Source organism: Tardiphaga sp. 841_E9_N1_2, assembly GCF_051811065.1.
GTDB classification, from domain to species: Bacteria; Pseudomonadota; Alphaproteobacteria; order Rhizobiales; family Xanthobacteraceae; genus Tardiphaga; species Tardiphaga robiniae.
In genome coordinates this window covers 1,818,734-1,833,569 of the sequence record NZ_JBPWQC010000001.1, presented here as the reverse complement: position 1 = coordinate 1,833,569, position 14,836 = coordinate 1,818,734, and the positions used below count along the sequence as shown (strand labels likewise).

Annotated in this window: 17 protein-coding genes; 12 read left to right on the top strand and 5 right to left on the bottom strand. The window is 60.7% G+C overall.

Annotation, left to right across the window (positions count from 1 at the left end):
• Positions 1 to 24 precede the first annotated feature (24 nt).
• Positions 25 to 513 (bottom strand): MarR family winged helix-turn-helix transcriptional regulator, encoded by a 489-nt coding sequence (locus AB8A50_RS08770; protein WP_439077426.1) that lies wholly within the window; start codon positions 511 to 513, stop codon positions 25 to 27.
• Between the two features lie 165 nt (positions 514 to 678).
• On the opposite strand from AB8A50_RS08770, the gene AB8A50_RS08765 reads away from it, so the two are divergent.
• Entirely contained in the window at positions 679 to 1,254 is a 576-nt protein-coding gene (locus tag AB8A50_RS08765) for a DUF308 domain-containing protein (RefSeq protein ID WP_439077425.1), read from the top strand.
• 143 nt (positions 1,255 to 1,397) lie between these two features.
• Complete coding sequence (locus tag AB8A50_RS08760) at positions 1,398 to 1,745, top strand: ArsC family reductase (RefSeq protein WP_120292243.1); 348 nt, start codon at positions 1,398 to 1,400, stop codon at positions 1,743 to 1,745.
• A gap of 3 nt (positions 1,746 to 1,748) precedes the next feature.
• Here the strand turns inward: AB8A50_RS08760 and AB8A50_RS08755 are convergent, their stop codons facing one another.
• Positions 1,749 to 2,351, bottom strand: coding sequence for a hypothetical protein (locus AB8A50_RS08755; protein ID WP_089263894.1), 603 nt, complete (start codon positions 2,349 to 2,351; stop codon positions 1,749 to 1,751).
• 404 nt (positions 2,352 to 2,755) lie between these two features.
• Between AB8A50_RS08755 and AB8A50_RS08750 the strand changes: the two genes are divergently transcribed.
• The 9 genes from AB8A50_RS08750 to AB8A50_RS08710 all read left to right on the top strand — a co-directional run bounded on the left by AB8A50_RS08750 (position 2,756) and on the right by AB8A50_RS08710 (position 11,346).
• Complete coding sequence (locus AB8A50_RS08750) at positions 2,756 to 3,511, top strand: ABC transporter ATP-binding protein (RefSeq protein WP_089263895.1); 756 nt, start codon at positions 2,756 to 2,758, stop codon at positions 3,509 to 3,511.
• Positions 3,504 to 4,250, top strand: coding sequence for an ABC transporter ATP-binding protein (locus AB8A50_RS08745; protein ID WP_089263896.1), 747 nt, complete (start codon positions 3,504 to 3,506; stop codon positions 4,248 to 4,250). Before AB8A50_RS08750 ends, AB8A50_RS08745 begins: the two co-directional genes overlap by 8 nt.
• A 69-nt stretch (positions 4,251 to 4,319) precedes the next feature.
• Positions 4,320 to 5,543, top strand: a complete 1,224-nt coding sequence (locus AB8A50_RS08740; protein WP_089263897.1) for an ABC transporter substrate-binding protein — start codon at positions 4,320 to 4,322, stop codon at positions 5,541 to 5,543.
• Between the two features lie 37 nt (positions 5,544 to 5,580).
• Complete coding sequence (locus AB8A50_RS08735; RefSeq protein WP_089263898.1) at positions 5,581 to 6,801, top strand: ABC transporter substrate-binding protein; 1,221 nt, start codon at positions 5,581 to 5,583, stop codon at positions 6,799 to 6,801.
• Positions 6,802 to 6,867: 66 nt separating this feature from the next.
• A complete protein-coding gene (locus AB8A50_RS08730) occupies positions 6,868 to 7,743 on the top strand; it encodes a branched-chain amino acid ABC transporter permease (RefSeq protein WP_089263899.1) in 876 nt (291 codons plus the stop codon).
• Position 7,744: 1 nt separating this feature from the next.
• Positions 7,745 to 8,713 carry a branched-chain amino acid ABC transporter permease gene (locus tag AB8A50_RS08725; protein WP_093758258.1) on the top strand — a complete coding sequence of 323 codons (969 nt, stop codon included), beginning with the start codon at positions 7,745 to 7,747 and terminating at the stop codon, positions 8,711 to 8,713.
• A 7-nt stretch (positions 8,714 to 8,720) separates the two neighbouring features.
• Positions 8,721 to 9,395: a class I SAM-dependent methyltransferase gene (locus AB8A50_RS08720; protein ID WP_439077424.1), complete on the top strand. Its 675-nt coding sequence runs from the start codon at positions 8,721 to 8,723 to the stop codon at positions 9,393 to 9,395.
• Between the two features lie 275 nt (positions 9,396 to 9,670).
• Positions 9,671 to 10,315 carry a DUF47 domain-containing protein gene (locus tag AB8A50_RS08715; RefSeq protein ID WP_089264630.1) on the top strand — a complete coding sequence of 215 codons (645 nt, stop codon included), beginning with the start codon at positions 9,671 to 9,673 and terminating at the stop codon, positions 10,313 to 10,315.
• Positions 10,316 to 10,329: 14 nt separating this feature from the next.
• A complete protein-coding gene (locus tag AB8A50_RS08710; RefSeq protein ID WP_089263901.1) occupies positions 10,330 to 11,346 on the top strand; it encodes an inorganic phosphate transporter in 1,017 nt (338 codons plus the stop codon).
• A gap of 6 nt (positions 11,347 to 11,352) precedes the next feature.
• On the opposite strand, the gene sugE is transcribed toward AB8A50_RS08710, so the two are convergent.
• Complete coding sequence (gene sugE, locus AB8A50_RS08705; protein WP_093758260.1) at positions 11,353 to 11,667, bottom strand: quaternary ammonium compound efflux SMR transporter SugE; 315 nt, start codon at positions 11,665 to 11,667, stop codon at positions 11,353 to 11,355.
• A 183-nt stretch (positions 11,668 to 11,850) separates the two neighbouring features.
• Between sugE and AB8A50_RS08700 the strand changes: the two genes are divergently transcribed.
• Complete coding sequence (locus tag AB8A50_RS08700) at positions 11,851 to 13,470, top strand: peptide chain release factor 3 (protein WP_439077423.1); 1,620 nt, start codon at positions 11,851 to 11,853, stop codon at positions 13,468 to 13,470.
• Positions 13,471 to 13,595: 125 nt separating this feature from the next.
• Here AB8A50_RS08700 and AB8A50_RS08695 read toward each other — a convergent pair whose 3' ends face one another.
• Positions 13,596 to 13,979 (bottom strand): hypothetical protein, encoded by a 384-nt coding sequence (locus AB8A50_RS08695; RefSeq protein ID WP_439077422.1) that lies wholly within the window; start codon positions 13,977 to 13,979, stop codon positions 13,596 to 13,598.
• Complete coding sequence (locus AB8A50_RS08690) at positions 13,976 to 14,797, bottom strand: endonuclease/exonuclease/phosphatase family protein (protein ID WP_439079945.1); 822 nt, start codon at positions 14,795 to 14,797, stop codon at positions 13,976 to 13,978. Before AB8A50_RS08690 ends, AB8A50_RS08695 begins: the two co-directional genes overlap by 4 nt.
• Positions 14,798 to 14,836 lie beyond the last annotated feature (39 nt).

Sequence of the window (14,836 nt, the reverse complement as noted above, 5' to 3'; positions counted from 1 at the left end):
GCGACCTGTCGCGTATCATCCGCGTCAGTCGGCGGTCTCCGCCTCGGTCGCGCCTGTTTTGCCGGTGTAGTTGGCCACGGCATCGCGAAAGGCATGGACCTCGCTGTTCAGGGCGATCAGCCGTTCCGGCGTCATGCCGGCCGCGGCGAACAACGTCTCGCCGAGGCAGCGTGCCTTCTCGCGCAGCGCCGTGCCTTTGGCAGTGAGGCTGACGACGACCTGCCGCTCATCGTCCGGATTGCGCTTGCGCGCGACGAAGCCGGCCTGTTCGAGCCGCTTCACCAGCGGCGTGACCGTGCTCGATTCCAGCGCCAGCCGGTCGGCGATGCCGCCGACGCTCTGTGCGCCGCCCTCCCACAATGTGCTCAGCACGAGATATTGCGGGTAGGTGATCTCGAGCGCGTCGAGCAGCGGCTTGTAGGCGCGGCCAATGGCCATGCTGGCGCTGTAGAGCGAAAAACAGAGCTGGTGATCCAGCGGAATGTCGGCGGGCACCACGGCAACTCTCCTCACGTCGATATCACAATAACGTATATCGCGATAAATAAATATGGACAAGGCAGCCTACTCGAGTCAATAAACATATCGCGATATTAGTTATCGCAATATGTAATTTGACCGAGGTTCTTCCGCCAGTCCGGTGGAGAGCGCTCGGTCCAAGCTTCGATGGAGACCAGCATGACCGTCCCACAGGGAACCGCCAGCCTGCCGGCCGTAGCGAGCGGAGACCTCGCACGTTATTACCTCGTTCGCGGCATCGTCGCGGCAGCCTGGGTGGCAGCCGCCTTCACCGTTGGCCTCTCGTCGCCCGGGGCCGCCGCCATCCTGCTGGTCAGCTATCCCGCTTGGGATGCACTTGCGAACTGGTTCGATGCCCAGGGCAGCGGCGGCTTGCTGGCCAATCCCTCGCAGGCGCTGAATGTGGGGGTGAGCCTCATTGCCGCACTGGCCGTGGCCATCGCCTTGCGCACGGGGATGAATGCCGTACTCGCGGTGTTCGGTGTCTGGGCGGCATTGGCGGGCCTCGCGCAACTCGTGACCGGCGTTCGACGCTGGCGCGCATTCGGCGCGCAGTGGGCGATGATCCTGAGCGGCGCGCAGTCGACCGCGGCCGGCCTGTTCTTTGTCAAGCAGGCGGGCGGCGCCACAGTGCCGACAATCGTGGACGTCGCACCCTATGCCGGCTTCGGCGCCTTCTATTTCCTGGTGTCGGCGCTGTGGTTGATCTTCGCGAACCGCAGGCGCACGGCCTGAGATCTGAGGACAAACCGATGATGCCGGCCCCAGCATCATCGGCCGCCTCTGTGGATGATCGCGGATTTGCTGTCAGCCGCTGCTGCCTGATCTGCTAGTCAGGTGAGAACGACGATCACTCTTGGCAGGCACGGCGACATCTCATGGCCATCACCATCTACGGTATCAAGAATTGCGATACGATGAAGAAAGCGCGCGTCTGGCTCGACAGCCATGGCGTCGCCTACAGCTTCCATGACTACAAGGCCGAAGGCATCGACAAGGCGCGGCTGCAGCGCTGGGCCAAGGAGGTCGGCTGGGAGACGCTGCTCAATCGCGCCGGCACCACGTTTCGCAAGCTCGATGACGCTGCCAAGGAAGGTCTGAACGAGAGCAAGGCAATCGCGCTGATGCTCGAGCAGCCCTCGATGATCAAGCGGCCTGTGCTCGATCTTGGCGGCAAGCTTGTGGTTGGTTTCAAGCCGGAGATTTACGCAAAAGACGTAAAATAGCGATCAGTCGATCTCGACGACGTCGCCGGCTGCGAGCCGGTGCGGCGCACGATAGGACAGGCTGCGATCGATCACCGCGCGGAGTTTCGGCACAGGCACGCTGTGATGGCCGCGCATCAGATTTTTGATTTCGAATCCGCCGTCCTCGCTGATGGTCTTGAGCGACGCGATGATATGGGTGACGCCATCGCCTGATGAGAACGGCATCAGCATCCGCTCATAGGCGACAACACGACCGTTGACATCGTCGATCATCGAGACGGTGTAAGTCGGCAACTCGCGTGCGATACATTCATGATAGGCCGGCAGCACGACAGGACCGAGGATCGGGCCGAGATAGTCGTCAAGATAGCGGCCCTTGCCGGTGGTACCATAGGCGCTCGCCATGCGGGTGCCGTTGCTGTCGATGATGAGCCGCGGCGGTGCCGTGCAGTGATCAACAATGTAGTCGACGAGATCAGGACGTTCGTCGTCCATCCGATCCGGGCGATAGTTGGCGATATCGGGCAGAGCCTGTTGCGGCGCATAGAGTCGTAGCCAGCAGTTCAGCAGATCGCGCTGCCGAATGGACTTCACCACGGACGCGTCGGCGCTCTGGAAGTCCACGGCAATGATCCCCCTGATATCGATCGAGGGTAGTATGAGTACAGCAAGCAAATAATCAATGAACGCGGGAAGTCGCCTCGCAATACAATTAACGAGCGATTTTCAAAGCTCCTAGCGGCGCAAACAGATGGCGCGTTCTGCACGGTGGACCGATCGCAGGCGGACTCTGCTTTTTGCATGCGCAGGGGGCTAACTGCCTACGACTAAGGGCGAAGTCAGTGCGACAGGCAGTCCACCCAATTCTGCCGCATTGCACCTTGCGTTCGCCGTCGCGTTGACGGCATATTCGCGCCACTCGATGTGGCCGCGCGGGGATGACTTTCAGTTTTCCCCGAAATGTGGCTACGCAAAAAGTTGGCCACTGGCGGAGACACACGCCGGGAAGGTCGATGGGGGAAATTTGCTTGACCGATGAGTTCATTCTCGAAACCAACGGATTGACCAAGGAATTTGCGGGCTTTTTCGCAGTCCGCGATGTCAGTCTCAAAGTTCGCCGCGGCACCATTCACGCATTGATCGGCCCTAACGGCGCCGGCAAGACGACGTGTTTCAATCTGCTGACCAAGTTCATGCAGCCGTCCGCCGGCCAGATTTTCTACAAGGGCAAGGACATCACCGCGACGGCGCCCGCCGACGTGGCGCGCCTTGGCCTCGTACGTTCGTTCCAGATTTCCGCGGTGTTTCCGCATCTGACGGCGCTGGAGAATGTCCGTGTTGCACTGCAGCGCCAGCATGGATCGTCGTTTGACTTCTGGCGGTCCAAGAGCGTGCTGGATCAGTACAATCAACGCGCCGCTGAACTGCTCGACGATGTCGGCCTCAGCGAATTTGCCAATACGCCCGCCGTGGAAATGCCCTATGGCCGCAAGCGGGCATTAGAGATCGCCACTACGCTGGCGCTCGATCCCGAGATGATGCTGCTCGACGAGCCGATGGCCGGCATGGGCCACGAGGACATCGACAAGATCGCAGCGCTGATCAAGCGCATCTCGGCGAAGTATACCATCCTGATGGTCGAACATAACCTCAGCGTCGTGTCCAATCTGTCGGACATCATTACCGTTCTGACTCGCGGAAAGGTTCTTGCGGAAGGCAGCTACGCCGATCTGACCAAGGACGAGCGCGTCAAGGAAGCTTATCTGGGAGCCGGGCATGGCTGAGATCACAATGGCCGCACCGGCAACGACTGCAGCAACTGGCAATCCAATTCTCAGCATCGAGAATCTCGAAGCCTGGTATGGCGAGTCGCACATTCTTCACGGCATCAATTTCAACGTGAAGCCGGGCGAAGTCGTCACGCTGCTCGGTCGCAACGGCGCCGGCAAGACCACGACGCTGAAGTCCATCATGGGCATCATCGGCAAGCGCACCGGCTCGATAAAGTTCGAAGGCAACGAGATCATCAAGACCTCGTCGGACAAGATCGCGAAGCAGGGCATCGCATTCTGTCCGGAAGAACGCGGCATCTTCTCCAGCCTCGACGTGAAAGAGAATCTGATGCTGCCGCCGACGATCCGGCCGGGCGGGTTGTCTCTGGATCAGATCTTCGAGCTGTTTCCAAATCTGAAAGAGCGTCTCAACAGCCAGGGGACAAAACTCTCCGGCGGTGAGCAGCAGATGCTGGCGATCGGGCGCATTCTGCGCACCGGCGCGCGCTTCCTGATGCTGGACGAGCCAACCGAGGGGCTGGCGCCCGTCATCATCCAGCAGATCGGCCACACCATTGCGCGGCTGAAGTCGGAGGGCTTCACCATCCTGCTGGTCGAGCAGAACTTCCGTTTCGCTGCCACGGTGGCGGATCGCTACTACATCGTCGAGCACGGCAAGATCATCGATGGCTTCGCCAATTCCGAGCTCTCGGCGAATATGGACAAGCTGCATACGTATCTCGGCGTCTAATATCGAATAACGGACCGAGCCAACGGTCCGACGATAGACACAACCATCAATACGGGTAGGGAGCACAGAATGAAAAAAGTCGTTTCGACGTCGCTGCTGGGTTTTGCGCTGATGATGAGCGCAAGCTCGCTTGCGTTCGCCCAGGACAAGACCGCCAAGATCGGCGTGCTGAACGACCAGTCCGGCCTCTATGCCGATATCACCGGGCAGGGCTCGGTGCTTGCCGCGCAGATGGCGGTCGAGGACTCCGGTCTGGTCGCCAAGGGCTGGAAGATCGACGTGCTGGTCGGAGATCACCAGAACAAGCCCGATATCGGCGTCAACATCGTGCGTCAGTGGTACGATCGCGACAAGCTCGACGTCGTCGTCGACGTGCCGACCTCGTCGGTCGGTCTCGCCGTCAACAACGTGGTCAAGGAAAAGAACGGCGTCTACCTGAATTCGGGTTCGGGAACGTCGGACCTGTCCAACGCGCAGTGCTCGCCGAACACCATTCACTGGGCTTACGACACCTATCAGCTCGCCAACGGCACCGGCACGGCGCTGACCAAGTCCGGCGGCGATACCTGGTTCTTCCTGACCGCGGACTACGCCTTCGGGACGGCGCTCGAGCGCGACACCACCAACGCCGTCAACGCTGTCGGAGGCAAGGTGCTCGGCAGCGTCCGTCCGCCGCTCAACACTGCCGACTTCTCGTCGTTCCTGCTGCAGGCACAGACATCCAAGGCCAAGGTCATTGGCCTCGCCAATGCCGGCGGCGACACCATCAATTCGATCAAGCAGGCGTCAGAATTCGGCATCGTCAAGGGTGGCCAGAAGCTGGCCGGCCTTCTGATGTTCATCACCGACGTCCATTCGCTCGGTCTGCCGGTTGCCAACGGCCTGAACCTGACCGAGACCTTCTATTGGGATCTCAACGACGGTACCCGTGCATTCTCCAAGCGGTTCCAGGACCGCGCGAAGAACAAGGCCATGCCGACCACGGTGCAGGCTGGCGTCTACTCATCGCTGATCCACTACTTCAAGACCCTCGACGCGATGGGCGGCAACTCCCATGACGGATTGAAGATCGTCGACAAGATGAAGGCGACCCCGACCGACGACATCATCTTCGGCAAGGGCACGATTCAGCCGAACGGCCGCAAGCTGCACCCGGCCTATCTGTTCGAGGTCAAGAAGCCAGAGGAGTCGAAGGGACCCTGGGATTACTACAAGCTGGTGGCGACGATCCCTGCCGATCAGGCCTTCACGCCGCTCGACAAGAGTGCTTGTCCGCTTTTGAAGAAGACCTAATTTAGAAGCCCGTCGTCCAAATCATTGAGAGGAAGTCATGAAAAACAAGATTTCGACCGCGCTTCTCGGCACGGCGCTTTCGCTGGCCATGGCGGGCGTCGTCATGGCCCAGGACAAGACTGTCAAGATCGGCGCACTCAGCGATCAGTCCGGTCTCTACGCCGATCTCGGCGGCCCGGGCTCGACCCTGGCTGCGCAGATGGCGGCGGAGGACTCCGGTCTGATGGCCAAGGGCTGGAAGATCGACATCATCTCCGGCGATCACCAGAACAAGCCGGATATCGGCTCCAACATCGCGCGGCAGTGGTTCGACGTCGACAAGGTCGACACCATCGTCGACGTACCGAATTCCGGCGTGGCACTGGCGGTGAACAACATCGTCAAGGAGAAGAACGGCGTCTACATCAATTCGGGCGCCGCGACGTCGGATCTCACCAATGCGCAGTGTTCGCCGAACACCGTGCACTGGACCTACGACACCTACATGCTCGCGCATTCGACCGGGCAGGCGATGGTCAAGGCCGGCGGTGACAGCTGGTTCTTCCTCACCGCCGACTACGCCTTCGGTGCCGCGCTGGAGCGCGATACCTCGGAAGTCGTCAAATCCTCGGGCGGCAAGGTGGTCGGCGGCGTCAAGCATCCGCTCAACACCGCGGACTTCTCCTCCTTCCTGCTGCAGGCGCAGTCGTCGAAGGCCAAGGTCATCGGTCTGGCCAATGCCGGCGGCGACACCACCAACTCGATCAAGCAGGCGGCTGAATTCGGCATCGCCAAGGGTGGTCAGAAGCTCGCGGCGTTGCTGCTGTTCATCACCGACGTCAAGGCGATCGGTCTTGAAACCGCACAGGGCCTCAGCTTCACCGAGACTTTCTACTGGGACCTGAACGACAAGACCCGCGACTTCTCCAAGAAGTTCGCAGCGCGCATGAAGAACGGCGCTCCGCCGTCGATGGTGCAGGCGGGTGTGTATGCCGGCTTGATCCACTACTTCAAGGCGCTGGAAGCGCTCGGCAGCAATCCGCATGATGGCGCGAAGATCGTTGCCAAGATGAAGGAATTGCCGACCGACGATCCGCTGTTCGGGCAGGGCAAGATCGAAGCCAATGGCCGCAAGATTCACCCAGGCTATCTGTTCGAAGTGAAGAAGCCGTCGGAATCGAAGGCGCCGTGGGATTTCTACAAGCTTGCCGGTACAGTGCCGGCCGATCAGGCCTTTACACCGATCGAGAAGAGCACCTGCGCGCTGCTGAAGAAATAAGATCGTTGGCCCGGCGGCGTCACTCTGCCGGGCCAAGACTTTCCTGCGATAAGAGTTGAGAACAACATGTCGATCAATCTACAGGCCCTGTCTGCGCAATTGCTGGTCGGACTCATCAACGGCTCGTTCTATGCGCTGTTAAGTCTCGGCCTCGCCGTGATCTTCGGCATGCTGAACATCATCAATTTCGCCCATGGCGCCGTCTATATGATGGGCGCGTTTGCGGCATACTTCCTGCTCAATCTGGCCGGCATCGGTTACTGGCCGGCGCTGATCCTGGCGCCGCTGGCGGTCGGCCTGTTCGGCATGGTGATGGAACGCACCATGCTGAAATGGATCGCCAATCTCGATCATCTCTATGGCCTGCTGCTGACCTTCGGTCTGGCGCTGATCATCCAGGGCGTGTTCCAGAATTATTTCGGCTCGTCGGGTCTGCCTTACGCGATCCCGGATGCGCTGAAGGGCGGTATGAATCTCGGCTTCATGTTCCTGCCGATCTATCGCGGCTGGGTCGTTATCTTCTCGCTGGTGGTCTGTATCGCGACCTGGTTCCTGATCGAGCGTACGCGGCTCGGCGCCTACCTGCGCGCCGCCACCGAAAACCCGACGCTGGTCCGCGCCTTCGGCATCAATGTGCCGCTGATGATCACGCTGACTTACGGTCTCGGCGTCGGTCTTGCGGCACTTGCCGGCGTGCTGTCGGCGCCGATCAACCAGGTGCGCCCGCTGATGGGCGCGGACCTGATCATCGTCGTGTTTGCGGTCGTCGTGATCGGCGGCATGGGCTCGATCATGGGCTCCATCATCACCGGTTTCGCCCTCGGCATCATCGAGGGTCTGACCAAGTATTTTTACCCCGAGGCCTCCAACACCGTCGTCTTCGTGCTGATGGTGCTGGTGCTCCTTGTGAAACCTTCCGGACTGACGGGACGGGCTGCCTGATATGACAACGATCACTGAAAACGCCATTCCGTCACCCCGTCGCACCGTCAAAGACGAGATGGTCGCCTTTGCGATCATGACCGCACTGTTGCTGGTCGTGCCGCTCACTGGCGTCTATCCGTTCTTCGTGATGCAGGCGCTCTGCTTCGCGCTACTCGCCTGTGCCTTCAACCTCCTGATCGGCTATGGCGGTCTGCTGTCCTTCGGCCACGCGATGTTCCTGGGCACCGCCGGCTACTGTACGGCGCATGCGCTGAAAGTGTGGGGCCTGACGCCCGAACTCGGCATCGTCGTCGGTGTCGTCGCCGCCGCTGCGCTCAGCGTCGTCACTGGCCTGATCGCCATTCGTCGTCAGGGCATCTACTTCGCCATGATCACGCTGGCGCTGTCGCAGCTCCTGTACTTCGTCTATCTGCAGACGCCGTTCACCCATGGTGAAGACGGTATCCAGGGCATTCCGCAGGGCACGCTGTTCGGCCTGTTCAATCTCTCGAAGCCGATCACGCTGTATTACGTGATCCTGGCCGGCTTTACGCTGGGCTTCCTGATCATCTACCGCGCCATTAACTCGCCCTTCGGCGAGGTGCTCAAGGCGATCCGTGAGAACGAGCCGCGTGCGGTGTCGCTGGGCTACAAGACCGATCAATACAAGCTGCTGGCCTATATCCTGTCCGGCACGCTTGCGGGCTTCGCCGGCGCGCTGAAGGTGTTCGTGGCACAGAACGCCTCGCTCACCGACGTGCATTGGAGCATGTCCGGTGAAATCGTGCTGATCACGCTGGTCGGCGGCCTCGGCACGCTGTTCGGGCCTGTGGTGGGCGCCTTTGTGATCATCGCCATGCAGCAATATCTCGCCGGCTTCGGCCAGTGGGTGACGGTGATCCAGGGTGTGATCTTTGTGGTCTGCGTGCTGACCTTCCGCCGCGGCGTCATCGGCGAAATCGCGCATTACTTCAAGCGGTCGCTGTAGTTCACCGTTGTCATACTTCTCCGACCCGGAGGCAGTGGCACGCTATGCGGAAGGCCCGGTGCGGCAAGTGCCGGGCTTCCTCGGCCTGCTGCAGATGGCGCGTATTCTCCTTGCGGAACGGGCACCGAATGACGCCCATGTGCTCGTGCTTGGCGCGGGTGGTGGGCTGGAGTTGAAGGCCTTTGCCGAGACGCACCCCGGATGGCGCTTTTGCGGCGTCGATCCATCGGCCGAGATGCTGGGACTGGCCAAGCGCACGCTCGGTCCGCTCGCGTCACGCGTCGATCTCCATGAAGGCTATATAGACGGCGCGCCCGAGGGGCCGTTCGATGCGGCGACCTGCATCCTGACCCTGCATTTCATCCCGGAGGAGGAGCGTCGACGCACGCTGGCCGAGGTGCACCGGCGGCTCAAGCCGGGCGCTCCCTTCGTCGTCGCCCACCACAGCTTTCCCCAGCACGACAGAGAAAAGGCCAGATGGTTGTCCCGTTACGCAGCTTTTGCGGCGGCATCCGGCGTACTGGCCGCCAATGCGGAGAATGCGATCTCGGCGATCGGCGAACGCTTGCCGCTGCTGTCGCCGGAGCAGGACGAAGCCCTGCTGTGGGACGCAGGCTTCACCGACGTTGCCCTGTTTTATGCGGGGTTCACGTTCAGGGGCTGGGTCGCCCACAAGGCGTAGCGCCGTCAACGGTTGGGCCGACCTTGCGCCGCGGCGTCATCGGCGAAATCGCGCATTACTTCAAGCGGTCGCTCTAAATCCAGGCACTGCCTCAGGAAAAGCAGGCTGTCATAAAGCGGTGGATGACCGGGCCTAAAAGGTGCGTGATTGCCCGTCTTGGCCGGAAATGCTTTATGACATCCGTGTGACACAGGGCCGCCGGCGGTGGCCCCGCGGGACCATGTCCGCCATCTGGCGGTCCGGTCGCTGCGTTTTCCTGACAGTTGGATGAGATGATGCTGCGCTGGTTCCGGTCCTTTCTGCCCCGGGAGGAAAGGTTTTTCGACCTGTTCGCCCGCCATTCAGTGACCGTGGTCGAGGGCTCCAAGGCGCTTGCGGGGATGCTGGAAGGCGGCGACGAGACGCCGGTCTACTGCCAGCGTGTCAACCAGTTCGAGAACGACGCCGACGCCATCACCCGCGAGGTGCTGACCGCCGTTCGCCGCACTTTCATCACGCCGTTCGATCGCGTCGACATCAAGAACCTCATCACGGCGATGGACGATTCCATCGACCAGATGCAGCAGACGGCGAAAGCGGTGATGCTGTTCGAGGTGCGCCAGTTCGAGCCGCCGATGCGCGAGATCGGCACGCTGCTGGTGGAATGTGCCAACCTTGTCGGCCGCGCCGTGCCGCTGATGAGCGCCATCGGCGACAATGTCGGTCTGCTCACCGCGATCACCGAGGAAGTCGGCAAGCTCGAAGGCCGCGTCGACGATCTGCACGACATCGGGCTCAAGGAGCTTTTTCTCAAGCATCGTGACGCCAACACCATGGATTTCGTGGTCGGCGCCGAGATCTACAAGCACCTTGAAAAGGTGGCCGACCGCTTCGACGACGTCGCGAACGAGATCAACAGCATCGTCATCGAACAAGTATAAGGCAGGGCCATCAGGTGGACGCCACGCTCGCCTTTCCGGTGCTGATCGGCCTTATCGCCATCGCATTGCTGTTCGACTTTCTCAACGGCTTGCATGACGCTGCCAATTCGATCGCGACGATCGTCTCGACGCGCGTACTGCGGCCGCAATATGCGGTGCTGTGGGCGGCATTCTTCAACTTCATTGCCTTCCTGGTGTTCGGTCTGCATGTCGCCAACACCATCGGCACCGGGATCATCGAGCCCAGCGTCATCGATCCCGCGGTGATCTTTGCGGCCCTGATGGGCGCCATCGTCTGGAACGTGATCACCTGGGGCCTCGGCATTCCCTCAAGCTCGTCGCATGCGTTGATCGGTGGCTTGCTCGGGGCAGGTGTCGCCAAGGCAGGACTCTCGGCAGCCTTGTGGACCGGGCTGTCCAAGGCGCTGCTGGCGATTGTGCTGTCGCCGTTGGTGGGCTTCCTGCTGGCGCTGGTGCTGGTGGCCATCGTGTCATGGGCCTCGGTGCGCTCGACGCCTTTCGCCGTGGACCGCGCCTTCCGCATTCTGCAGTTCGTCTCGGCCTCGCTCTATTCGCTCGGCCATGGCGGCAACGACGCGCAGAAGACCATGGGCATCATCGCGGTGCTGCTGTATTCGCAGGGCCACCTCGGCACCGAGTTCTCCGTGCCGTTCTGGGTCGTGCTGTCATGTCAGGCGGCGATGGCGCTGGGCACGCTGATGGGCGGCTGGCGCATCGTTCGCACCATGGGCCTGCGCATCACCAAACTCACGCCGATGCAGGGGTTCTGCGCGGAGACAGGTGGTGCAGCGACGCTCTTCGCGGCGACGTTCCTCGGCGTTCCCGTCTCGACCACGCACACCATCACCGGCGCGATCGTCGGCGTCGGTGCGGCGCGTCGTGTCTCAGCGGTGCGCTGGAATGTGGCGAGTTCGATCGTCTATGCCTGGGTGATCACGATCCCGGCCGCGGCGATCGTCGCCGCCGCGACCTGGTGGATCGTGAAGCTGCTGCATCTGAGCTTTATCTGAAGCAGGTCACGACACCAGTTTCAGCCCGGCAATGCCTGCCACGATCAACCCGATACAGGTGATCCGCGCCACCGTTGCCGGGTCGCCGAACAGGTACATGCCCAGCGCCGCGGTGCCGACCGCGCCGATGCCGGTCCACACCGCATAGGCGGTTCCCATCGGCAGTTCCTTGAGGGCGAGGGCGAGCATGCCGACGGACGCAGTCATGCTGATGAGGGTGAGGACGGAGGGGACGAGGCGGGTGAAGCCTTCGGTATATTTAAGCCCGACGGCCCAGCCGACTTCAAGCAGACCCGCAACGAACAACAATAGCCAAGCCATGGGATGACCCCTGTAAACAGGCAGGGCCGTCCCTGCGGATGATGATGATTTGGAGGTCGTCCTCGCAGGGGTTATATGGGACCCACGCAGCCGGATCGCAACGCGGCCGATGGTCGCCACTTCGGCCAGTTTCCCGCCCAAAATCCCTTGATTGCGCCCGTTTTCCCTGCCACAGGCACGTTTATGTCCGATATCGCCCTTTCCGCCGACTCAGCCGCGCGTTCCCCGCTTGCCACTGAGGTCGCTCGCCGCCGCACTTTCGCGATCATCTCGCATCCTGACGCCGGCAAGACCACGCTCACCGAAAAGCTGCTGCTGTTCGGCGGCGCCATCAATCTGGCTGGCCAGGTCAAGGCCAAGGGCGAGCGCCGCAACACGCGTTCTGACTGGATGAAGATCGAGCGCGACCGCGGCATCTCCGTCGTCACCTCGGTGATGACCTTCGAATTCCAGGGCCACGTCTTCAACCTGCTCGACACGCCGGGCCATGAAGACTTCTCGGAAGACACCTATCGCACGCTCACCGCGGTCGACTCGGCTGTCATGGTGATCGATGCCGCCAAGGGCATCGAGGCGCGCACGCTGAAGCTGATTGAGGTCTGTCGCCTCCGCGACATCCCGATCATCACCTTCGTCAACAAGATGGACCGCGAGAGCCGCGACGTGTTCGATCTGCTGGACGAGATCGAGAAGACGCTGGCGCTCGACACCACGCCGATCAACTGGCCGGTCGGCCGCGGCCGCGATTTCATGGGCACCTATGACATCGAGACCGGTGGCATCCGCCTGTTAGAGGGCGGCGGCGCCAAGACCGGCGCAGCCGAGAAGATCAAGATCGCCGATCTGGCCGGCCGCAACCCCAATCTCGATGCCAGCGAGGTCGCCGACGAACTCGAACTGGTGAAGGAAGCGAGCAAGCCGTTCGACCTGCAGTCGTTCCGCGAAGGCCATATGACGCCGGTCTATTTCGGCAGCGCGCTGCGCAATTTCGGCGTCGGCGATCTGCTCGAAGGTCTCGGCCGTTTTGCGCCATCGCCGCGCGCGCAGGAATCTAATTTGCGCAAGGTCGAGGCCGACGAGCCCCGGATGTCGGCCTTCGTGTTCAAGATCCAGGCGAACATGGATCCCAACCACCGCGACCGTATCGCCTTTGCGCGGCTGTGCTCGGGCAAACTGACAAGGGGCATGAAGGCCAAGCTGGTGCGTACCGGCAAGAACATGTCGCTGTCGTCGCCGCAATTCTTCTTCGCGCAGGACCGCGCCATCGCCGACGAAGCCTATGCCGGCGACGTGGTCGGCATCCCCAATCACGGCACGTTGCGGATCGGCGACACGCTGACCGATGGCGAGGACATCACCTTCATCGGTGTGCCCAGCTTCGCGCCGGAAATCGTGCGCCGGGTGCGCCTCGGCGATGCGATGAAGGCGAAGAAGCTGAAAGAAGCCTTGCAGCAGATGTCGGAAGAGGGCGTCGTGCAGGTGTTCCGCCCGCGCGACGGCGCGCCGGCGCTGGTCGGCGTCGTCGGCCCGCTGCAGCTCGACGTGCTGAAGGCGCGGCTCGACGCGGAGTATCAGTTGCCGGTCAGCTTCGAAGTCTCGGAATTTTCGCTGGCGCGCTGGATCTCGTCGGACGACAAGAAGAAGCTCGAGGCCTTCATGTCCAACAACAATTCCGGCGTGGCGGACGATGTCGACGGCGATCCGGTGTTCCTGGCGAAGAATGACTTCTATCTGAACTACACCAAGGAACGGGCGGAGGGGATCGTGTTCTCTGATATCAAGGACGTGAAGAAGCAGGGGTAAGACCTTCTTCTTCCTCCCTCAAGGGCACCTGCGTGCAGTGGGTGGATCGAACCGCGAAGAGGTTAGAGACGGGTGGGAAACCTCACGCTCCAGCGCTCACAGCCGTGATTTGCCCACCCTGCGCGTTAGACGTAATCCGCCTGAATTTCAGCGCGCAGTCCAGCGATTACTTTTCTCATGTGCGCAGACGTAAGTTCGGCTTGCAGCCAAGCAATATAGGACTTTTCATCGGGCAAGTCGGCCCAATCTCCCGTTGTATTGCTGACGGCTCGCAATGGATAGAAATTGACAGGATAGACGACGGTTGCAACGGAATACGAGTAGTTGTTTAGAGATGGAGCGACGATTGCCAACCGCGACATGAATTCACTATTGACGGTATCACGCGTCACTCGGCCAACGAGGAGACCCTCTGTCTTGTCTTGGAGAGCATTGGCTTGTTCTAACAAGATCGCATGAGGGGACTTTACGTCGGCAGCAGTAGGTAGTTCGCCCCAAAGGTCAGTCATGATATGGTTCCTCTTTCGACCGCTAGCGAGATCAGGATCGGAAGGTGATCTGAGATTGATGTATTGATCTGCGATCCCTTGAGTAGATCCAAATCGCCAATTCGTGTAACCACTCGGAGATCGGATTTCGAATAATAGTCCAGAAGCGACGGCCTTAACAGTATCTGGTCAAATGTGTGCCAAAATAGGCTGATCTGACCGCCGCGTTTGAAGTAAGTGCCCGGTGGGCCTTCGGATTCGTCGCCGAGACGGCTCCACATTGGATTGTAGAAGAAGCTCCTCGCGGTGCCATCAACGACCCTGTCAAGGGATCTCGCGAGAGTTTGATCCATAACGGCATGCAAGCCATCTGCCGCGACCATCCCGTCCTCAAATGGGTTCATGTTGAAATCGCCCATCACGACTGAGTTCGCGTTGCCCGTTTGCATCTCCGCGGCTCGTATCGCTGAGGCAATCCGCAATGCATGAATGGTCTGTTCGGCGTCGGAGCGATGCAGCTTGCTCGGCAGGTGCACTGCGACAAGTAGAAGTGGAATGCCAATCGGGGGCTTCAAATGACGGATGGCGATTCCCGCATCGTCGCTCACCAAGGTTAGTGAATCTAGGGGATATCGCGTGAGGATCGAAATCTTGCTCGATGGATTGAATGGCGAAATATAAGTTTGCGGCGCGTTGCGATTAAGCTCACGAAGCAGCTTGGGAATATCGATCGAATTCTCGGCAAGGAACAAAATATCTATCGCATTTTCAGCGCAAAGCTCTGAAATCACAGGAGCGGCGTTTGTGCCTTTCACATTCCAGAATGCCAAACACACCATTGGTCGCAGCGCCGTTATGCGGGAGTTGACGATCACAAT